Source organism: Salinivirga sp. (assembly GCF_035268865.1).
In the GTDB taxonomy this organism is placed as follows: domain Bacteria; phylum Bacteroidota; class Bacteroidia; order Bacteroidales; family Salinivirgaceae; genus Salinivirga.
The window spans coordinates 15092-35620 of the sequence record NZ_DATFKB010000127.1; the positions used below are offsets into that span (position 1 = coordinate 15092).

Consider the following 20529-nt stretch of genomic DNA (forward strand, 5'->3'; position numbering starts at 1 on the left):
TCTAATTTTTGATTCTTCAAATTAATGTATTTATAGTTAGTTGTTATCTGCTTCGTAATCGAGTATATCACCTGGCTTGCATTCAAGCTCCCGGCATATAGCTTCCAGTGTAGAAAACCTAATAGCCCGGGCTTTACCGCTTTTAAGAATGCTTAAATTGGCCATACTTATATTGACTCTTTCCGATAACTCGGAGAGCTTCATTTTTCGCTTTGCCAACATTACATCCAAATTCGTAACTATAGCCATCATGCTCAATTTACACAGTTAATTCGTTATCTTTTTTCAATTCTACTCCAAAACGGAATATCTCAGCCAAAACTAAAATAATGAGCCCCCACAATAGTGAAATAATGATTTCCATATCAAACATTATTTTTACTTCACGGCCCTCAAAAGCAATTTGTGAAATAACCCCATACTTTGTGACAAAAAAGAATATTAGTTGCCAAAAAGACCAAATAAAAAACGCCAGGGCTATTTGCCGTATCCGCATTACATAACGCAATTTAAACGGATAATCGCTTTTCAGGTGACGGTGCATCGACCTAAAAATAAACCACAACTGGCTTATACCGTAGAGCCCAATAAAAAACAAGCCCAAAAAATGAACCTGTGCATATATTAAAAACCAATTCGGAGCTTCTGTTATGATTAATGAAACACTGAGGTCAGATGTTTTTCCAATGATTTGTTCGCCTGCGCTAGTCAACAACTTTATGCTATGCTCAGCAGCTAAGGGCAAATCAATAGGTACTGCAGTTACATCTTTGGTTGTGCTTATTACCATGAGAACTGTATAGAACAATATTCCCAGTAAAGAAATAACCAAAAAGGCAGATAGCAGGAAGTATATACTGCCAACTAAACGTTTGTAATTTTTGTTGCTTTTCATTTGGAGTAGGTGATTGTTTTCATTCACCAAAACTAACCCTGATATTTCTCAATTAAAAAATTTTAACGACAAATATACATTTATTATCGATAAACAATAAAAATTTAACGTTTTTTAACTTTTTATTTTATTGAAAAAGGTCATAAAAGTAGTTTTTGTCTAACAATAATTTTTTTATGTATTCAATTATGCAAATATTTACAGTTGCTTTAAATCATTTCGAACTAAAAACATATTAAAATGAACTGGATTGACCTTACCATTTTTATTGTTTACATGATCCTTATGCTTGGCGTTGGTCTTTATTTTTTAAGGAGGAATAAATCGGCCGATGACTATTACGTAGGTGGTCGCACCATGAGCAAATGGCATATTGGTCTTTCAGTTGTAGCCACCGATGTGGGTGGTGGCTTTAGTATCGGACTGGGTGGACTGGGTTTTGTTTTAGGGCTCTCCGGCAGCTGGATGTTATTTACTGGTCTCCTGGGTGCCTGGCTAGCAGGTACCTTTTTAATTCCAAAAGTTTACCCACTGGCCAAAACGGAAAATTTTCTAACATTTCCGCAACTGTTAAAACATAGTTTTGGAGCTCCGGCTGCATTTATTGCCGGGCTTATCTCAGCTATTGGTTATTTAGGTTTTACAAGCTCACAAATACTGGCGGGAGCTAAACTTGCATCGGCATCATTTGTTGATCTGGGCATTAACGAAGCACTGATAATAATGGGTGTTATTGCGGTTGTTTACACTTTTATGGGAGGACTGAAAGCCGTTATCTATACCGATACTGTGCAATGGATTATTTTACTTGCCGGCCTCATTGGTATTGGCATTCCGCTCGGATACTTTTATCTGGGCGGATGGGAAGCAATTAAAGATGCCCTGCCAAATGAATTTTTTGCTTTTGACAATATTACATGGCAACAAATAGTGAAATGGCTGGTCACCATAATTCCCATCTGGTTTGTAGGAATGACGCTTTATCAGCGTATTTATGCTTCAAAATCGGCCAAAGAGGCCAAACGCGCCTGGTACATTGCCGGGGTTTTCGAATACCCGCTTATGGCTTTCATGGGTGTAATTATAGGGTTATTTGCCCGTATTGCCTTTATGAACAATGACTTTGAAGCCCTGGGTTTTCCTGCCACAGGTGCCATTGATGAAGAAATGGGCTTGCCGCTCTTCCTTCGCACAATTCTACCTCCGGGCTTAATGGGATTAATGATGGCAGCATACTTTTCAGCTATTATGTCAACAGCAGACAGCTGCCTCATGGCGTCTTCAGGGAACATTATTACAGACATACTGAAACTACCAGCCCAAAATTCCAAAAGATACATGCGAATTGGCCAGGCAATTACATTAACCATTGGTGCTTTAGCCCTGCTTCTTGCACTGCAAATGCAAAACGTGCTTGAACTGATGCTCTATTCTTATGCTTTTATGGTAAGCGGGCTCATAGTTCCGGTACTGGCCATATTTTTCTGGAAAACAAAATCGCCACATGCAGCAATCAGCTCAATGGTGGCTGGTGGTGGTACAACCCTGAGCCTTATAATTGGAAAGTTTGATTTACCGCTGGGGCTCGATCCTAATATTTTTGGTATTAGTGCAGCATTCCTCGTTTATTTTATAGTGGTTGAAGTAGAAAAAAGATTAAAATAAAACACTGGTAGGTTACTGATTTGTTGTAGCATGTGATAAACCTAATTATAGCGCACATGCCCCAACAATTTCTATAATCCTTTCATGCTGGCTAAAAGAAGGCGTACTACTTTCAACTGACTAAAAGTCAGAATTTCTAAGTAAAAAAGAATAATGTTCAACCCATTGAATATAGGTTGAAAAATCTTATTTTTGCACAATTTTTAACTTAAATCAGGTACGCATGTCATTTATTGAAAATAAAATCCGTTTCGAAGGGCTTACATATGATGATGTAACTTTAGCCCCGGCCTACTCTGAGATTAACCCCAAAGAAGTAGACCTTACGACCCGCTTTTCCAGAAACATTATGCTGAAAAGCCCAATTGTTTCGGCGGCAATGGATACTGTTACTGAGGCTCCCATGGCAATCGCAATTGCGCGAGAAGGTGGCATTGGGGTAATTCATAAAAACATGACCGTTGCCCAACAAGCCAAACAGGTTAAAATGGTAAAAAGAGCAGAGAACGGAATGATCATCGACCCGGTAACCATAAAAAAAGATGGCACAGTGGGCGATGCACTAAACCTGATGAAAGAGTACAAAATTGGTGGTATTCCAGTGGTTGATGAAAATAAAACTTTTATAGGAATTGTTACCAACCGTGATTTAAGATTTGAAGCTAAGTTGGGTCGCAAAATTGATAAGGTTATGACTTCAGAAAACCTGATTACGACCAGGCAAAATATCGACCTGGAAAAAGCGGCTGACATACTTAAAAAGCACAAAATAGAAAAACTACCGGTTGTGGATGAATCCAACAAACTGGTAGGCCTCATTACATACAAAGATATCTTCAAGGCCAAAGACCGCCCAAATGCATGCAAAGACGAATTTGGCAGCCTGCGTGTGGCAGCGGCAATTGGCGTAACCGATGACAGCATGGACCGTGCCGAAGCACTTGTAAACGCCGGTGTTGATGCCATCATTATTGATACGGCACACGGCCATACAAAGGGTGTTATTGACCTGCTCAAAAAGGCCAAAGCTAAATTTAAAGACATTGACTGGGTTGTAGGCAACATTGGCACGCCGGAGGCAGCTGTTGATCTTATGAAAGCTGGAGCTGATGCTGTAAAAGTAGGTATTGGCCCCGGTTCAATTTGTACCACCCGGGTTGTAGCCGGTGTTGGCGTACCGCAACTCTCCGCCGTTTATGAAGCAGCTGAAGCATTAAAAGGAAGCGGCGTACCGGTAATTGCAGATGGTGGTCTGCGTTATTCGGGAGACATAGTAAAAGCCCTGGCGGGTGGAGCAGACAGCGTAATGGCAGGCTCACTCTTCGCCGGAACAGAAGAAGCTCCCGGAGAAACCATCATTTACAATGGCCGGAAATTTAAAGCCTACCGCGGTATGGGCTCAGTAGAAGCAATGAATGAAGGTTCCAAGGACCGCTATTTCCAGGCAGAGGAGGACGATATTAAAAAATTGGTGCCCGAAGGAATTTCAGGCCGCGTGCCTTATAAAGGAACTGTGGGTGAAGTAATGTATCAAATGTTTGGCGGGCTAAAAGCTGGTATGGGATATTGTGGCGCTAAAAATATTGAAGAACTCAAAAACGCATCATTTGTCCGCATTACCTCAGCAGGTGTAATTGAAAGTCACCCACACGATGTCAGCATAACTCGTGAAGCACCAAATTACAGTCGGTAATAAATTAATGAGATTAGATAATAAAAACGTCACTTTAGAGTTATATTGCTGATAAAGACTTTGCTAATTTGTATCAAACCATGCCAAAGTGAAGCTCACCATCTGAAGAATATCAGCAAATTAGCTGAAATCAATGGTTGTGTTTCACTTTCGTCTTTTTGATACAATGAAAAAGCAATGGCATTAAAACGACAATATTCAACCTGTTTTGAGATATTTTTGTTAAAAAATATGTAGGTTTGACATCCGAATTAAAATAATAAATATGTTTACAATGAAAAGATTAGTGCTTATTACATTACTGCTGGTTATCACATCAATTTATGCTCAAGGGCAAAAAGATGTTATTTTGCAAATTGACGATGAGCAAGTCACGCTGGAAGAATTCAAACGTATTTATTTTAAAAATAATAAAGACTCTGCTCTAACGAAGGAATCCTTGGAAGAGTATCTGGAATTATTCATCAATTTCAAGCTCAAGGTGCATGAAGCAAAAGCATTGGATCTTCATAAGCAAGACAAATTCGTAAAAGAACTTGCCACATACCGTCAGCAACTGGTTAAACCCTATTTAACAGATAGCGCAACTGACGAACAATTGATCAGGGAAGCATATGAGCGGATGAAATACATTGTACGTGCAAAGCATATACTGTTCAAAGTACCGCAGAAAGCCAAACCCGCCGACACATTAAAAATTTACAACCAGGCAAAAGAGGTATTGGCAAAACTGAAAAACGGTGCCGATTTCGAAAGCATGGCCAAAAAGCACTCCATGGATCCGTCAGTGCGCTACAATAACGGTGATTTGGGCTATTTTTCAGCATTTAAAATGGTTTATCCCTTTGAAAATGCAGCATTCAGTTTAGATAAAGGTGAGATAAGTAACCTTGTACGTACTAATTTTGGGTATCATATTATCAAAGTAACCGATCGTATACCAGCTCCCGGAACCGTAGAGGCAGCGCACATTATGATCAGGTTACCACAGAGTGCCACATCCGAACAGGCAAAAGCAGCTAAATCGCGAATAGAAGAATTATACAACAAACTCGAAGCCGGTGCCGATTTTGCCGATGTGGCAAGCAAACACAGCGAAGATCCACAAACAGCAAAAAAAGGGGGACAGTTACCCAAATTCACTCCGGGACGTATGCTGCCAAACTTCGAAGAAAAAATATTCAGCCAGCAAGAAGGAACATATTCTGAACCCTTCAGAACAAAAGTTGGGTGGCACATTGTAAAACTTATCTCGAAGCAACCAACCGAGCCTTTGGCAAAAATTCGCCCGCAAATCAAAAGAAAACTATCGAAAACAGCCAGGGCCAACCTGAGTAGAAAAAAAGTAGTGCAACGGCTTAAAAAGGAGTATAACCTGCAGTGCAATAAAAAGGTTATGAACGAACTAGCCGCCGCAATCAATAACGATAGTCTGATAAACAAGAAATGGTATTTAGACCAGGAAATAAATATGGATGAGGTGCTATGTACATTTGCAGATAATGAGACACTAAAAGTTGGCGAGCTTGCTCAATATTTAAAAAAACGCGCTAAGCAAACTAAAAAGGATGCAGAGCAATTTATCAGCAGGCAAAAGAATAACTTTGTTAACAACAAAATCATTGATTACGAAAAAGCACACCTGGAGGAAAAATACCCGGACTTTGCCTGGTTAATGAAAGAGTATCATGATGGTATTCTGTTGTTCAATATAACAGACAGCGTAGTGTGGAAAAAAGCGGTTAAAGATACAACTGGCTTAAAAGCATATTATGAAGACCATAAAAATGAATACATGTGGGATAAACGCATGCAAGCTGAAATAATTGAAGTGAGTCCTTCATATAAACTCCGAAAAACAAAAAGGATAATTAAAAAGCACTATAAAAAAGGTAGTAAAGACCAAATAGAATCGCATTTGCACAATACTTATGAAGATACTACCATAAATGTTATTTTCGACTCCGGTATTTATGAAAAAGGCACAAACAAATATGTTGATGCCACAAATTGGGAAACAGGTTTACATTTAGCAGAAGAACTTGATAATAAACAAATCTTCATTTACAACGACAAAGTTCTTGAGCCACAACCTAAAGCATTCAGCGAGATAAAGGGACTTGTAACTGCCGATTATCAGAATTACCTGGAACAAAAATGGATAGCGTCGCTGCGTGAAAAGTATGACGTTGAGGTTCATGAAGAATTACTCGATAAACTATTAAATTAATTGATATGCGCATTTTTTGGGCAATCTTTTTACTTACATTTATTTTCTCATCATGCCGGTATGGAAATGGTGACGAAAATGCACTGGCTACCTACAAAAATGAGGCACTCTATTTGTCAGATATTGAGCAGTCTTTTCCCGAAAATATGGAAGAAGAGGACAGTGTTAAATTGCTGAAAAAAATTGTAGACAACTGGCTCTCGCGCCAGTTACTCTACGACAGAGCTATGGGCCACCAGCTGCACGACGAGGACGACATAGAGTATAAAGTTGAAAAGTACAAGCAAAACTTAATCATTCACCAATACAAATCGCAGCTGTTAAGTGAAAAAATAGACACCACAGTTACCCTTCAGCAGATAAAAGAATATTACGATAACCATAGTGATGAATTCAGATTAAGAGAAAACATCGCCCGGGTATATTTTGTAAAATTGCCCAAATCTATCCCCAATGCATACAAAGTAAGACAATGGATGCAAAGCAGTGATAATGAAGATAAGCTTATCGAATTAAAAGAATTCTCATATCAAAACGCCAGATTCTACGATTTTGACAATCAATGGATCGATTTTGAATCAGTAAATAACTTTTTACCAGAAAAAGTTGAAGACGAGAAAGCCTTTTTAGAGCGTTATCGTATTTATCAGAAGCGCGATAGCTTATATTGGTATTTTCTACGCATGAATGAATACCTGCTTAAAGGAGATATCCCTCCAATGGATTATATTATCTCCGATATTCGCCAAATAATACTAAGTAAGCGAAAAATAGACTACATAAAGCAACTGGAGAATAACCTGAAAAGAGAAGCACAGAATAATAAAAAAATAAAAATCAATATTTAACCTATGTGGAAAAGAGTAACAGTTTTATTAATCGCATTTATAGCAAGTCAGTCGTTTGTATTGGCACAAAATAAAATGTTGGATGAGGTAGTAGCGATTGTAGGAGACCGCATTATTTTAGATTCCGACATTGAGAAGCAGGCCATTCAATACCGCCAGCAAGGTTATTATAGCGGGGGAGATGTAAAATGTGAAATACTGGAAGAGCAATTATATCAAAAAATGCTGCTTAATCAGGCAGAAATTGACAGTATAGAGGTAACTGAATCAGAGGTAGAATCGGCAATGCAACAGCGCATACAATATTTTATTTCGCAGTTGGGCTCGGAACAAAAACTCGAAGAATTTTATGGCAAAAGCGTCGTAGAAATTAAAGAGGAATTTCGCCCGCTAATCGCTGATCAAATGAAAAGCCAACGTATGCAGACAGAACTTACCAAAGATGTGGACATCACTCCCACTGAAGTACGTAATTTCTATAACCAAATCCCGAAAGACAGTTTACCATTAATTAACACTAAACTCCAGTTACAACAAATCGTCAGGTACCCCGAAATTAGTGAAGTAGAGGTACTGGCTGTTAAAGAGCGGCTGCAAAAGTTCAAAAAACGTATTGAAAGCGGAGAACGATTCGCCACACTTGCTGCATTGTATTCTGAAGATGAAGGAACGGCCGCAAAAGGCGGGCAGCTTGGATATGTTGGCCGCGGAGACCTTGTACCTGAATTTGCTGCTGTGGCTTTTAAGCTGGAAAAAGGACAAATAAGCCGCATTGTAAAAACAGAGTATGGGTATCACATCATTAAACTAATCGACAGAAAAGGAGAAAAAATAAATTGCCGGCACATTCTGTTAAAACCCGAAGTGAAACCTGAGAAAAAAGTACAGGCGCAGAAATTTCTTGACAGCGTGCGAAATAAAATAATTAACGACACTTTAGAATGGGTAGAAGCAGCCAGAATGTACTCTGATGACGAAGATACCCGCACAAACGGTGGTTTATTAATCAATTACCAGGATGGCTCAAGCCAGTTTGAAAAAGACCAGGTTGAGCCATCAATAGCATATGCTATAAAGGACCTGAACCCGGGTGATATTTCAAAACCTTTTGAAGCAGAAGACGACAAAGGCAAAACACTTTACAAAATAGTACGCATTAAGTCACGTGTTAAGGCGCATACAGCCAATATGCAAGACGATTATCAGGCAATTCAGGAAATGGCGCTTCGCAAGAAAAAAGAAGAATTTGTGACCGATTGGATTGAGAAAAAGCACGAAAATACTTACATACGCATTTCAGATAAATATAAGGATTGCGCATTTAAATATAAATGGCTAAAGTAAACAGAGATGCAATACAACTCAGATAAAGAAGCTGTTGATGCCCTTGGGCAATACAATCAAAAGCTGGACAGAGAGATACATAAAGTAATTGTCGGGCAAAACAAAGTTGTTGAAGATATTATACTAAGTATCTTTAGCGGAGGCCATACCCTACTGGTAGGCGTTCCGGGACTTGCTAAAACGCTTCTTGTAAATACCATTGCAAAAGCTCTTGGCTTAAATTTTAAACGCATACAGTTTACACCTGACCTGATGCCTTCAGATATTATCGGAACAGAGATACTTGATGAAAACAGGGCTTTTAGGTTTTTAAAAGGACCCGTTTTTAGTAATATTATTCTGGCCGATGAAATTAACCGTACACCTCCAAAAACGCAATCGGCCCTTTTGGAGGCAATGCAGGAAAAAGCGGTTACTGCAGCCGGAAAAAGTTACCAACTCGAAGCCCCATTCTATGTTTTAGCAACTCAAAACCCCATAGAACAGGAAGGAACATATCCTTTACCCGAAGCACAACTCGACAGGTTTATGTTCAACATTAATCTCGATTACCCAGATTACGATGATGAAGTGGAAATTGTAAAAGCAACCACTTCTGAGATAACCAATAATGTGGAGAAGGTAATCGACAGGGAAAGCATTATATTCTTCCAGCAACTTATCAGACGTGTACCTGTGAACGACAGCGTTGTAAAACATGCCGTTTGGCTCACAACCCAATCGCGCCCGGGCACACCCGATGCTCATAAAATAACAGATGAGTATATTACATGGGGCGCTGGGCCAAGAGCCTCGCAATACCTTATTTTAGGAGCAAAAGCCCACGCAGCTTTACACGGAAAATATTCGCCCGACAATGAGGATGTAAATGCTGTAGCAAAGCCGGTATTTCGTCACCGGCTGGTGAAAAACTTCAAAGCAGAAGCTGAGCAAATAAACCTTGATGACATCATCGATGAGCTAATTAAAAACAAAAAATGAACAAAGTAGCTCTTCTATTAATCGTATTTACATTATTTGGCAGTTTCCGGGGTTATACACAAGAGGATACTGTAAAAGCCTCACGTGTAAATCTTGAAGATGCAGATTACATCGGTATCAGTAAATTCATTGCTCAAAATGCCAAAAGGATTATAGGTAACGTGGAGCTTAGACAGGATGATATTGTTATGTTTTGCGATAGCGCATATTTTTATGCCAGACAAAACAATTTTAGTGCATTTGGCAATGTGCATCTGATCAAAGGGGACTCTATTGAGGTATTTAGCGATACCCTTTACCATTTAGGTAATGAAAAAAAATCTAAATTCCGGGGCAATGTTACAATGCTCGATAAAAATGTAAAGCTTTACACAGATTCGCTCAACTATGATATGATGAGCAATACAGCATATTACTTCAATGGAGGTAAAATTGTAGATTCAGCCTCTACACTGGAAAGTATGCTGGGCCATTACTACACCAACCGTGAAACTTTTTTCTTTAAGGATTCGGTAGTGGTTACTACTGAAAAATACACGATGCATACCGATACGCTTGAATATCATACAAGATCGAATATGGCCATTTTTAGAGGTCCGACAACCGTTTTGAGCGATAGTAATAAACTTTATGCAGAACGTGGATGGTACGATACAGAACGCGACATAGGGCGCATAAACCAAAATGCAAAATATATTAACGAAAACCAAACACTTGACTGCGATACCCTATTCTACAATAGAAACAAAGGCTATGGAGAAGCTTTCTCCAACGTAGTGCTAAAAAGCCTGAAAGACAGCATTCATTTGACATCAAATTATGCCTATTACGATGAGAGAAATGAATCGTCCATAGCTACCGACAGTGCTACACTCATACAAATTTCGGCCTCCGATACCACCTATTTACATGCAGATACCCTCCGGTCCTTTGTGGATACTGCAGATGGAACTGTAAGAAATATTTTTGCCTATTACAAAGTACAAATGTTCAGCGACAATGTGCAACTCAGGTGCGACTCAATTGCATTTTCATTCAAAGACAGTATTGTCAGACTTTTTGGCAACCCCGTAATATGGTCAGACAGCAGCCAGCTTAAGGCCAACCATATGCATTTCCAAATTGTAAACAATGAACTTGAAAAAATCTTCCTTAAAGAGAATGCCATAATAATTTCTGAAAAAGATACCCTGTATTACAATCAAATAAAAGGCTTTGAAATTACCGGTGACCTGGAGGCTCATGAACTTAAACATGCCGTAGTAAATCGCCGCAGCGAAACCATTTATTACCTCGAAGAAGAGGGCCAAATAAACAGCATGAACAAAACACGCTGTCGCAAAATGGATGTTTATTTTGAAAATGGGCAGGCCCAAAAAGTGGTATGGATTAGTGAGCCAAAAGGCAAAGTACTGCCCCTAAGTGATCTGAATGAAGGAAATATGTTTTTTAATGAGTTTGAATGGCTCGATCACTTAAGGCCCAAAAAACTTCTGGATATCTATAAATGGCAGCCATATACACCTAAAAGGTAATTGGTGTATTAATATTCGTCTTCATTAAAGAAGAAATCGTCTTTGCTTGGATAATCAGGCCAAATATCATCAATGCTTTCATAAATCTCGCCCTCGTCTTCTAATTCCTGCAAATTCTCAATCACCTCCATCGGGGCACCCGACCGCATAGCATAATCAATCAACTCATCCTTAGCGGCAGGCCAAGGGGCGTCTTCAAGCTTCGATGCTAATTCAAGGGTCCAATACATAAAATAACAATTTTAAAGTTTCTCTAAAGGCGTGCAAATATAAAAAATAATCGATATCACAACACCAAAAATTAAAAATCTATACAATTTTATTAAATATAAATCACAAATATCTGCGAAATCCTTAAATATCAAACTCTTGGAGACCAGGGGATTTCTTTTGCTTTATAATCTTTTGATAATTTCCTGCTTAATACAAAAAGGTAGTCTGACAAGCGATTCAAATATTTAATTACCATACGGGCTCCGGCGAATTCTTCCTGTACCTGCAATGCCAGCCGCTCAGCTCTTCTGCATACACACCGGGCAACATGCGCTTCTGAGACTGCCGGATGGCCTCCGGGTAAAACAAATGATGTAAGCTCCGGTAATTGCTCATCCATTTTATCCATCTCTTTTTCCAAAAAAACAATGTCGGTACTGTACATCTCGGGAATCTTTACATCACAATTATCGCAATCAGTTGCCATAATAGCAGCACAAGTCATTAACCGATCCTGTATTTCTATCAATGATTCCTGTGTGTGCTTATCTATCTTTTTAAAATCACGAATCATACCGATATGAGCAATCAACTCATCAATGGTGCCATAGGCTTCAATTCTCAAATGGTACTTGGGCACACGCTTTCCTCCTATCAGAGCTGTTGTGCCATCATCACCGGTTTTTGTATATACCTTCATTGCTTTATAATTTTTCCAATGCGATTGTTATTCTTTTTAATTCTTCTTCGATTGAAGCTTAAATTTAGTTTCAATTTTTCTTAAATAAATAACCTGATTTCTCTTTTATCGCATCTATTCTATTTTTCTTTGAAATTAAGTACACATAGATAAACTAAATGTTCGAAACAACAGAACATAACTGCAATTTTTTCTAATTTTTTAGGTAAGCTGCGCACCCTAAAACCTAATCGTAAAATGTTCTTTAGCCTGCGACCTGTGTAAAAAAACCAACCCGAAACGGTATAAATCGATGGTAACAGTAACAGAAGGGTGATTTTGTATCGCCTTCCAGGCTTTTGTCATGCCCGGAGACCAATATATATCGTCTACTACAATCACACCATTCTTATTCAGCAAATGAATAAGCTTTTCAAAATATTGTATTGTGGGTTTATATGCATGATCGCCATCCATAAAAACCATGTCAAAGCGGGCATCATATTTGGAAAATCTATCAAGAACATCGTTAAATCGCTCATTTTCAATGGCTATATTTGAAATACCCCACTTCGAAAACATACTAAGCGCAAACTGATAACGTTCGTAATTGCCTTCAATGCTATGTACCATTATCTGATCTTTGCCCCTTGCCAGGCAAGCACTTGTCAATCCACAACAGGTACCCAATTCCAATACATTTTCCACACTTAGATAATGTGTTAATTTTATCAGTAAACGAATATATTTCCTGGGCAAACCACTTTTTCGGGCAAGACGTCCTGCTTTAATAAATTTACGCTTTCTGATTCGGGTTCCCGCTCCTATTGCATCAGTATGTAAAAAGGTTTTATTATCAAACAGCTCCTGTTGCATCATTTTTACCCATGCACCAGGGTTTTTATCTTTTTTGGATTGGAGCATGACCTCCCGCACGAATCCATAAACAAATGGCGAATGAATACCATAGCCTTTGCCATGCTTCACTGTCAATTTATAAATCAATGCTTTGCGAAACTGGAAAAGGATGTATCTTAATTTCATAACCCCAGCATTAATAAACGACTAACAATCATCTAACCTTTAAACTTGCTACCGATGTACCTTTGTAATTCATAGTACAAGCAAATTTAGCAATGTTTTCTCCTCTGCGAAATAATCTTTTATCTGGTTTCTGATATTCACATCAATATCCATTTTATTTATGGTTTTGGCCTGATATAGAATAAAACAAGAGATGTATTATTACGAAATTATTTACCGCATGATCGAATACGAAAAAATTTTTTTATAAGGATATCAATACAGTACACAATTATTTGCATTATGAGACTGCTGACGCCGCTTACTTCAGTATAAAATTTTCTTGACCAGTTAAAAGATGAACTAAGCAAGCAACTTTAGGGGTGTTTTTTCATTATTACCTTCCTGTTAATATTACCTAGTGTCCTGTCAAGTGTGAAATGACGGGTAAGTTGCAGAGATTTTTGTTTTTAGCAAGGCAAAAAATGTGCGCATAGCAACGTTCTGTAAACATTTTTTAACGCAGATAAAAATGAAAAGATCAAGACTTGGCCCGTCAGATTACGCTTGACACGACACTAGCATCATGTTAAGCTCTCTGGCTTCAAAAGAAATAACAAATTCACTGCGAAATTTGTCAAATGATTAACAATCAACCAGAGTCATAACCTCCAGTTATTAAGATGGGAATAGTCATTTCTATTTTTATATTTGTGTGTAAGTTTTTATTATGCAAATAAAGCGAAAACACATATCCCAAATTATTCTCATCCTTTTCAGCATAGTAACAATCGGTTATGCTTTTTGGTCAGGATACAGAGTCCATACTATTACTGCCACCAGAACTGAGTTAAAAACCACCTATAGCCAAATAAACGATATCTATTACGGTTTACTCTCTGTAGAAGCCTGGGAAAAACAGGTGAAAAAAATCGTGCAACGTCAAATAAGTAATTTCGAGCTGAGCCAGGAACAACTTATGTTATTTCGTGCAGAAATAGACAAGGTGCTGCAAAACCTAATTACCAAAACAGAGCAAATGGTTCAAACGAAAGATAGCGGTTGGCGTGCTAAACTCACCAAACTGGCTGTAAAAACATTCGTGGATACAGATAAAATACGAAAAAAGGTGCCGGAATTTACCGATGCCATTTTAAAAATCCTGACCCGGCCGGAGAACATTGAGCGGCTAAAAGGCATGGCCAGAGACAAGCTGAATGACCTGTCTGAAGACACATATGACAAACGTACTCAAGCAAAATTAAATGCTGTTTACGAGGCATATGGAGTAAATTCAAAGGATGCATTCAACAAAATGGTTCAAAGTACCTCTACCAAACTCCATAAAGCATCAAATCAACAAGGTCAGGTAATGGTAATTTTAGTTGTACTTTTTTTACTGATGTGGTTTTTTGTTCGCCCTCATCGATATTTGCATAACACCTACCTCATTCTGGCAGCATTGCTGGCCCTGGTTGTATTATTCACGGGAGTGACTACTCCCATGCTGGAAATTGATGCACGCATCACCAACCTGGATTTTATGTTGCTGGGCGAACATGTTACTTTCGAAGACCAAATGATCTTTTATCAAAGCAAAAGCATACTGGATGTAGTTACCCTCCTGCTCCAAAGCAAACCCTTTGATTCCATTGTAGTTGGCCTGCTCATACTATCATTTAGCGTACTGCTTCCGGTATCGAAAATCATTTCGCTCATACTCTGGTTATTCAGTAAAAAAGTCAGAAAACTTAAAGCTGTTAACTGGCTGACTTTCTGGTCAGGTAAATGGTCTATGGCAGATGTAATGGTAGTTGCTATCTTTATGAGCTATGTGGCTTTTGACCGGATTTTGGAAAACCAGCTACGACATATCGACAGAGATACAGAGGCTGTAACAGCATTAACCACAAACAATACAGGGTTGCAGGCAGGTTTCTTTATTTTTGTTACTTACGTGTTTTTTTCAATGATATTATCGGCAATACTAAAACGGGTGGTAAAAAACAAAAACGAATAGCACCAATTTCATTTACCAGAGCTCCAGGAACCAATCAATTACGCCATACATTTTCAATGCACTGGCAATTAACACTATCATAAGCAGGTAACGAATAAATCCGGCACCAATTTTTTGAGCATAGCGCGAAGCAAAAAATGCGCCTGTCATATTTCCGGCTGCCAAAACCAGGCCAGCCTCCCAATTTACAAGGTCGTTCCATATGAATACAGCAAGGGCCAGCGGTGTGTAAATCAATACAATAAAAACTTTAGCAGCATTGGCTTTTACCAGCTCATGGCCTACACCCAAAACAAGGCCTGCCAACAAAAACAAACCTACTCCAGCCTGGATGAATCCTCCGTACAAACCAATAAAAAAGAAAATAAAAATTTGCCACCGCATGTGCAACCCTTTTGCTTCTGGGGCCTTGCCTTTAATCCATGCTGAGGGTTTAAAAATTAGTAAAAAGAACATAAGCACCAGCAAAGATGCTATGGTGTACTCAAGATATTTTTCATTGATTTCCACTGCTACAAAAGCGCCTAGAAGTGCACCTACAGTAGCAGATAATGCTATTGGCCAGGTTAACCGAAATGAAATGAGTTTTTGTTGCGTGAAGTTTCGTACAGCGACCACATTTTGCAAAATAATAGCTACGCGGTTTGTGGCATTGGCTACACTTGCCGGTAATCCTAAAAAAATGAGCATTGGTAAAACCAGCATACTACCACTTGCAGCGAGCACATTGACAAAACCTGCAACAAGACCAACGCCGGCAATTAAAACATAATCTAATAGTTCCATGTCCAAAAATCGAAAATTAAAATATAAAATCAGTACTTAGGCAAAAATTTAGTCCAGCAATTCGGCCTGTAGTGCTTTTTCATCAAAAATAGTGTAATAACCTCGTTCACAGAAAAGAATTCCTTCATTCTCCATTTCAGATATACAGCGTGCAAGTGAGGGACGCGCCACGCCAAAAAGCTCTGCCATTGCAGTTTGCGACATTTTTGCGTGAAATGGTTCTCCGGGAGCCTCCATCCTGTCCAATAAAAAATGCGCCAACTTCTGCCTGATCGTATTAAAAGACATAAACTTAACTTTATCGGAAAGAAATTGAGCACGGGTAGAAATTATGTTGATATAATTTCCAAAAAGCGTTTCAGATTTCATCACCATTTTTTGGAATTGCTTCTTAGGCACATATAAAAATTCGCAAGCGGTCAGCGCAGTTACATTTACTGGTATTTTCTGTTTTTCTCCATACATAAAAGCACTTGCAAGCGTCTGTGGAGCTATTGCATCCTCTATTTTTAAAGCCTTTCCGGATGGATCGAGCATTTCAGCGGTAATTTTCCCTTCCATCAAAACGATAAGTTTATCCACAGGATCGCCCGACTGAAATATCAAACGTCCTTTTTCATAACTCCTGACCTGATATGCTGAAGTTGATAATAATTCTCCAAGAAAACCTGAATCAACACCCTTAAAAAGAGGCACTTTCTCGAGAATGGAAACAATTTCTTCCATTTTTTTAGCCCGAATTTACTAAAAATTATGAGGGATGTAACAAATGTGACAGCATTTCAGACAAGCACCTCCTATTTTTGTATCAGAAAACATAGAGCATACCAACAAACTAATAATAGATTACGATGAAACGAACAATGATACATATAGACGAGGACAAATGCAACGGATGCGGTGCATGTGTTCCCAACTGCCACGAAGGAGCTTTACAAATAATTGATGGCAAGGCAAGGCTTATAAGCGATTTAATGTGCGACGGACTTGGTGCTTGCCTCGGACATTGCCCAAAGGGTGCCATTACGCTTGAAGAGAGAGAAGCTGCCCCATATGATGAAATTACAGTGATGGAGCAAATGGCACCTAAAGGGCGCAATACCATAAAAGCGCACCTTATTCACATGAAAGAACACAAAGAATTTGGTTTTATGAAACAGGGCATCAAATGGCTGAAAGAAAACCAGGACAAAATCAATTTTGATTTAAAATCACTCATAGAAGAAATTCATAATCATGGACAAGCATTTGAAACTAAAAAAATGAAAACACCACACCAGGGTGGATGCCCCGGGTCGCAATCAATGAGTTTTAAACCCGACCTGACAATGGCTGCTCAAAATGAGCCTGTTCGGGAAAAACAAAATGGTGCCAGCGCACTGCAGCAGTGGCCGGTTCAGTTACACCTGCTTAACCCAATGGCTGAATACATGCAAAATGCCGACCTGCTTGTGGCAGCAGATTGTACAGCCTTTAGCATGGGTAATTTCCATCAACATCTGGAAGGTAAATCTTTAGCCATTGCTTGTCCAAAACTCGACAACGGAAAAGAGACCTACATCGAAAAACTGCGCATGATGATCGATGAAGCAAAAGTCAACACCATCACAGTGATGATGATGGAAGTACCATGTTGCGGAGGATTGCTTAGCATAGTGCAGGCTGCACTGGCTCAGGCCAAACGCTATGTACCTGTAAAAGTCATGATGGTGAGCATACGTGGCGAAGTAATATCTGAAGAGTGGGCACCACCAGTAAACCAAAAAATAGAAGCATAAAATTTAACTAATTCAACGAACCTTATAAAACTTATTATTATGGATAAAATGTTTTGTTTTCAATGCCAGGAAGCTGCAAAAGGTACAGGATGTACCGTACGCGGTGTATGCGGAAAAGACGATGAAATAGCCAAACTTCAGGATCTGCTGATGCATATGATTAAGGGTATTGGCGTGTATATGGAAAATGTACCTGCCGATGCCAGTGGACGTGAAAAGGTTGACTACTTCACCATTTACGGTATTTTTACAACCATTACCAACGCCAACTTCGACCGCCAGGTGTTTAAAAGGCTTATTAAAGAAGCTGCTGAGAAACGGGAAATGGCTGCAAAACTTGCAGAGCAATACAATGCTATGCCAACAGAGCTACCCGATTGTGCCACATGGCAACCCGATGACGAGAGTAAATTCCTCGCAAAAGCTGCACTTGTGGGCGTACTTAGCACAGAAAATGAGGATATCAGGTCGCTTCGCGAGCTTGTGATCTATGGTGTAAAAGGTATAGCTGCTTATGCTCAACATGCCTGGGTTCTGGGACACAAAGATCCTGAAATAAGCAAGTTCATGCACAAAGCCATGGCTGCTACTACTAAAGATCTTTCTGCTGATGAACTTACAGGTCTGGTGCTCGAAACCGGCTCCAATGGTGTGAAAACTATGGCTCTGCTCGATAAAGCCAATACCTCAGCGTATGGAAACCCGGAAATTACCAAAGTAAATATTGGTGTACGCAACAACCCGGGAATCCTTATCAGCGGTCACGATCTGAAAGATATGGAAGAGCTGCTGAAGCAAACCGAGGGCACAGGCGTAGATGTTTATACACACAGCGAAATGCTACCAGCCAACTACTACCCTGCATTTAAAAAATATGACCACTTTGTAGGTAATTACGGAAACTCATGGTGGAAACAAGATAAAGAATTTGCCAGCTTCAATGGCCCGATTCTCATGACTACAAACTGCATCACACCGCCAAAAGATTCATACAAAGATCGCGTTTATACAACCGGTGCTGCGGGATTTGATGGTGTGAAACACATCCAGGATAGTGCGCATAAAGATTTCTCTGCCATTATCGAACATGCTAAAAAATGCGATTCACCGGAAGAAATCGAAACAGGTGAAATCGTAGGGGGATTTGCTCATCACCAGGTAATGCAATTGGCTGATAAAGTGGTAGACGCTGTAAAATCAGGTGCCATCAATAAATTTGTTGTCATGGCTGGATGCGACGGTCGCATGAAGTCTCGTAACTACTACACTGACTTCGCCGATCAACTACCTGAAGATAACGTAATTCTAACTGCCGGCTGCGCCAAATACCGCTACAACAAACTCGATCTTGGCGATATTGGCGGTATTCCACGCTTACTTGATGCCGGACAATGTAACGACTCATACTCACTGGCTATGATCGCACTAAAACTTAAAGAGGTATTTGAGCTTGAAGATATCAATGAGCTGCCTATAGTTTACAATATAGCGTGGTACGAGCAAAAAGCAGTGATTGTATTGCTTGCATTACTAAGCCTTGGTGTGAAAAATATACACCTTGGACCTACACTGCCTGCATTCCTCTCACCAAATGTGGCCAACGTATTGATAGAAAAATTCGGTATAGGAGGTATCACTACTGTTGAAGAAGATATGGAAACAATGATAAGCGCCTAATTAGTGCAAATAATATCAATTAAACCCAAAATTGTCAGTAGAGTTTTTTCAAATTTCTAATTACAAATCTGGGTTAAAGGTAAGCGAATTTCCGCTTACCTTTTTTTATGTCCAAAGCACGCATATCACCTAATAAAAAAATCCTTTCCCTAATTGATTTAAAAATCAAATTGCAGCATTTTATAATTTATTTGTAAATTGTCTTACCAAAATTCAGACTTATGCATACCAAACTGATCATATTATCCGTATTGCTACTGCTCTCTCAAGCATGTAGAGAAATACATGTGAAAACGGTAATAAATAACAATGGGCAAATCCAGCGTTCTTATACCCTTATTCGCGATGTGCATGAAAATGGAGCCAGGGTAGCTGCCCAAAACAGCTTAAACGAAGACCAATTGCCAAACCTATACTTCCCTGTTGACACAAGCTGGAAGGTAGAAACACATATCGATACAATAAAAAACAAAAAAATAAGCACTTATAGCAAACTATTCGAAAACAACGATGCACTGCAGCATTATTACGACACAAATCAATACACACTAAAGAAACTGAACCCCAGGCTTACCCTGAACAGAGAATTTAAATGGCTGAAAACCATTAATAGCTACAGCGAAAGCATGGACCAGATTTTTCGGGGCAAAGACAACCTTAATTTTTTCACTAAAACGGAAAGAAGCAACATTGAAAATGGCAACATGAACGATAGCCTGCAAAAAAAGTATGAACGATGGGTTGCTTTTCATATTACAGATGAGATTGCTTATACGGTGCAAAAGTTCTCAAACGAAGAAATTGATGTTGTGGACTGGAAAAAAATTATGTATGAACGCATCAAAATGTCGGACAATAATAATCCACTGAAAGAAAACAATCCTTTTGATTTCCCGGAACTTAAAGAGAAACAAAAAGAACTTGACCTCTCAGATTTTGACCTTTTAATTGAAACCATTGAGAAATACTCGGGGAATACACTCTCAGATACGACAAAAAAACAGATCCAGACAAGCCTGGAGGAAAAAATGGAAATCTATATGGGGCTATACACCGATGAGCTCTTTTACACTGTGCAAATACCCGGAAAAATAGTCAGCTCCAATGCCGACAGTGTAAAAGGAAATACAGCCTATTGGAACATGTCGCCTTTTATTGCAGG

18 protein-coding genes are annotated in these 20529 nt (G+C 39.1%); 11 read left to right on the top strand and 7 right to left on the bottom strand.

The window, feature by feature from the left end:
* Positions 1 to 36 precede the first annotated feature (36 nt).
* Positions 37 to 249, bottom strand: coding sequence for a helix-turn-helix domain-containing protein (locus VJ937_RS07735; protein ID WP_057953844.1), 213 nt, complete (start codon positions 247 to 249; stop codon positions 37 to 39).
* Positions 250 to 259: 10 nt separating this feature from the next.
* Positions 260 to 895: a DUF2975 domain-containing protein gene (locus tag VJ937_RS07740; RefSeq protein ID WP_324066328.1), complete on the bottom strand. Its 636-nt coding sequence runs from the start codon at positions 893 to 895 to the stop codon at positions 260 to 262.
* Between the two features lie 240 nt (positions 896 to 1135).
* Here VJ937_RS07740 and VJ937_RS07745 point away from each other — a divergent pair, with 240 nt between their 5' ends.
* The 7 genes from VJ937_RS07745 (at position 1136) to VJ937_RS07775 (ending at position 11191) form a co-directional block, all read left to right on the top strand.
* The gene (locus VJ937_RS07745; RefSeq protein ID WP_324066329.1) at positions 1136 to 2560 is read left to right on the top strand and encodes a sodium:solute symporter family protein; all 1425 of its coding nucleotides are present in this window, start codon (positions 1136 to 1138) and stop codon (positions 2558 to 2560) included.
* Positions 2561 to 2783: 223 nt separating this feature from the next.
* Positions 2784 to 4253 carry an IMP dehydrogenase gene (gene guaB, locus VJ937_RS07750; protein ID WP_324066330.1) on the top strand — a complete coding sequence of 490 codons (1470 nt, stop codon included), beginning with the start codon at positions 2784 to 2786 and terminating at the stop codon, positions 4251 to 4253.
* A 274-nt stretch (positions 4254 to 4527) separates the two neighbouring features.
* The gene (locus tag VJ937_RS07755) at positions 4528 to 6483 is read left to right on the top strand and encodes a peptidylprolyl isomerase (protein ID WP_324066331.1); all 1956 of its coding nucleotides are present in this window, start codon (positions 4528 to 4530) and stop codon (positions 6481 to 6483) included.
* A 5-nt stretch (positions 6484 to 6488) separates the two neighbouring features.
* Positions 6489 to 7331 (top strand): hypothetical protein, encoded by an 843-nt coding sequence (locus tag VJ937_RS07760; RefSeq protein ID WP_324066332.1) that lies wholly within the window; start codon positions 6489 to 6491, stop codon positions 7329 to 7331.
* A gap of 3 nt (positions 7332 to 7334) precedes the next feature.
* On the top strand, positions 7335 to 8675 hold the full coding sequence (locus tag VJ937_RS07765) for a peptidylprolyl isomerase (RefSeq protein ID WP_324066333.1): 1341 nt from the start codon (positions 7335 to 7337) through the stop codon (positions 8673 to 8675).
* Between the two features lie 6 nt (positions 8676 to 8681).
* Positions 8682 to 9656, top strand: coding sequence for a MoxR family ATPase (locus VJ937_RS07770; RefSeq protein WP_324066334.1), 975 nt, complete (start codon positions 8682 to 8684; stop codon positions 9654 to 9656).
* Positions 9653 to 11191, top strand: a complete 1539-nt coding sequence (locus VJ937_RS07775) for an OstA-like protein (protein ID WP_324066335.1) — start codon at positions 9653 to 9655, stop codon at positions 11189 to 11191. Before VJ937_RS07770 ends, VJ937_RS07775 begins: the two co-directional genes overlap by 4 nt.
* Before the next feature lie 8 nt (positions 11192 to 11199).
* Here VJ937_RS07775 and VJ937_RS07780 read toward each other — a convergent pair whose 3' ends face one another.
* From VJ937_RS07780 to VJ937_RS07790, 3 genes are all read right to left on the bottom strand, one after another.
* The gene (locus VJ937_RS07780) at positions 11200 to 11421 is read right to left on the bottom strand and encodes a DUF2795 domain-containing protein (protein ID WP_057953835.1); all 222 of its coding nucleotides are present in this window, start codon (positions 11419 to 11421) and stop codon (positions 11200 to 11202) included.
* Between the two features lie 131 nt (positions 11422 to 11552).
* Positions 11553 to 12104 (bottom strand): cob(I)yrinic acid a,c-diamide adenosyltransferase, encoded by a 552-nt coding sequence (locus VJ937_RS07785; protein WP_324066336.1) that lies wholly within the window; start codon positions 12102 to 12104, stop codon positions 11553 to 11555.
* A gap of 219 nt (positions 12105 to 12323) precedes the next feature.
* Positions 12324 to 13127 (bottom strand): O-methyltransferase, encoded by an 804-nt coding sequence (locus VJ937_RS07790; RefSeq protein WP_324066337.1) that lies wholly within the window; start codon positions 13125 to 13127, stop codon positions 12324 to 12326.
* A gap of 709 nt (positions 13128 to 13836) precedes the next feature.
* On the opposite strand from VJ937_RS07790, the gene VJ937_RS07795 reads away from it, so the two are divergent.
* A complete protein-coding gene (locus tag VJ937_RS07795) occupies positions 13837 to 15126 on the top strand; it encodes a paraquat-inducible protein A (protein WP_324066338.1) in 1290 nt (429 codons plus the stop codon).
* A gap of 12 nt (positions 15127 to 15138) precedes the next feature.
* Here the strand turns inward: VJ937_RS07795 and VJ937_RS07800 are convergent, their stop codons facing one another.
* Positions 15139 to 15912: a sulfite exporter TauE/SafE family protein gene (locus VJ937_RS07800; protein ID WP_324066339.1), complete on the bottom strand. Its 774-nt coding sequence runs from the start codon at positions 15910 to 15912 to the stop codon at positions 15139 to 15141.
* Positions 15913 to 15960: 48 nt separating this feature from the next.
* Complete coding sequence (locus tag VJ937_RS07805) at positions 15961 to 16638, bottom strand: Crp/Fnr family transcriptional regulator (protein ID WP_324066340.1); 678 nt, start codon at positions 16636 to 16638, stop codon at positions 15961 to 15963.
* Between the two features lie 125 nt (positions 16639 to 16763).
* Here VJ937_RS07805 and VJ937_RS07810 point away from each other — a divergent pair, with 125 nt between their 5' ends.
* The 3 genes from VJ937_RS07810 to VJ937_RS07820 all read left to right on the top strand — a co-directional run.
* Positions 16764 to 17690, top strand: a complete 927-nt coding sequence (locus VJ937_RS07810) for a 4Fe-4S dicluster domain-containing protein (protein WP_324066341.1) — start codon at positions 16764 to 16766, stop codon at positions 17688 to 17690.
* 48 nt (positions 17691 to 17738) lie between these two features.
* Positions 17739 to 19367 (top strand): hydroxylamine reductase, encoded by a 1629-nt coding sequence (gene hcp, locus VJ937_RS07815; protein ID WP_324066343.1) that lies wholly within the window; start codon positions 17739 to 17741, stop codon positions 19365 to 19367.
* Positions 19368 to 19588: 221 nt separating this feature from the next.
* Positions 19589 to 20529 (top strand): hypothetical protein (locus VJ937_RS07820; RefSeq protein ID WP_324066342.1); only part of this gene is annotated, 941 nt, incomplete at its 3' end.

What these genes read in the sequence shown, in the direction of transcription:
- VJ937_RS07770 (WP_324066334.1), top strand. Translation starts at nt 8,682, where the DNA reads ATGCAATACAACTCAGATAAAGAAGCTGTTGATGCCCTTGGGCAATAC.
- VJ937_RS07740 (WP_324066328.1), bottom strand. Translation starts at nt 895, where the DNA reads ATGAAAAGCAACAAAAATTACAAACGTTTAGTTGGCAGTATATACTTC.
- VJ937_RS07745 (WP_324066329.1), top strand. Translation starts at nt 1,136, where the DNA reads ATGAACTGGATTGACCTTACCATTTTTATTGTTTACATGATCCTTATG.
- VJ937_RS07735 (WP_057953844.1), bottom strand. Translation starts at nt 249, where the DNA reads ATGGCTATAGTTACGAATTTGGATGTAATGTTGGCAAAGCGAAAAATG.
- VJ937_RS07795 (WP_324066338.1), top strand. Translation starts at nt 13,837, where the DNA reads ATGCAAATAAAGCGAAAACACATATCCCAAATTATTCTCATCCTTTTC.
- VJ937_RS07785 (WP_324066336.1), bottom strand. Translation starts at nt 12,104, where the DNA reads ATGAAGGTATATACAAAAACCGGTGATGATGGCACAACAGCTCTGATA.
- VJ937_RS07760 (WP_324066332.1), top strand. Translation starts at nt 6,489, where the DNA reads ATGCGCATTTTTTGGGCAATCTTTTTACTTACATTTATTTTCTCATCA.
- hcp (WP_324066343.1), top strand. Translation starts at nt 17,739, where the DNA reads ATGTTTTGTTTTCAATGCCAGGAAGCTGCAAAAGGTACAGGATGTACC.
- VJ937_RS07765 (WP_324066333.1), top strand. Translation starts at nt 7,335, where the DNA reads ATGTGGAAAAGAGTAACAGTTTTATTAATCGCATTTATAGCAAGTCAG.
- VJ937_RS07800 (WP_324066339.1), bottom strand. Translation starts at nt 15,912, where the DNA reads ATGGAACTATTAGATTATGTTTTAATTGCCGGCGTTGGTCTTGTTGCA.
- VJ937_RS07810 (WP_324066341.1), top strand. Translation starts at nt 16,764, where the DNA reads ATGAAACGAACAATGATACATATAGACGAGGACAAATGCAACGGATGC.
- guaB (WP_324066330.1), top strand. Translation starts at nt 2,784, where the DNA reads ATGTCATTTATTGAAAATAAAATCCGTTTCGAAGGGCTTACATATGAT.
- VJ937_RS07805 (WP_324066340.1), bottom strand. Translation starts at nt 16,638, where the DNA reads ATGGAAGAAATTGTTTCCATTCTCGAGAAAGTGCCTCTTTTTAAGGGT.
- VJ937_RS07775 (WP_324066335.1), top strand. Translation starts at nt 9,653, where the DNA reads ATGAACAAAGTAGCTCTTCTATTAATCGTATTTACATTATTTGGCAGT.
- VJ937_RS07755 (WP_324066331.1), top strand. Translation starts at nt 4,528, where the DNA reads ATGAAAAGATTAGTGCTTATTACATTACTGCTGGTTATCACATCAATT.
- VJ937_RS07790 (WP_324066337.1), bottom strand. Translation starts at nt 13,127, where the DNA reads ATGAAATTAAGATACATCCTTTTCCAGTTTCGCAAAGCATTGATTTAT.
- VJ937_RS07780 (WP_057953835.1), bottom strand. Translation starts at nt 11,421, where the DNA reads ATGTATTGGACCCTTGAATTAGCATCGAAGCTTGAAGACGCCCCTTGG.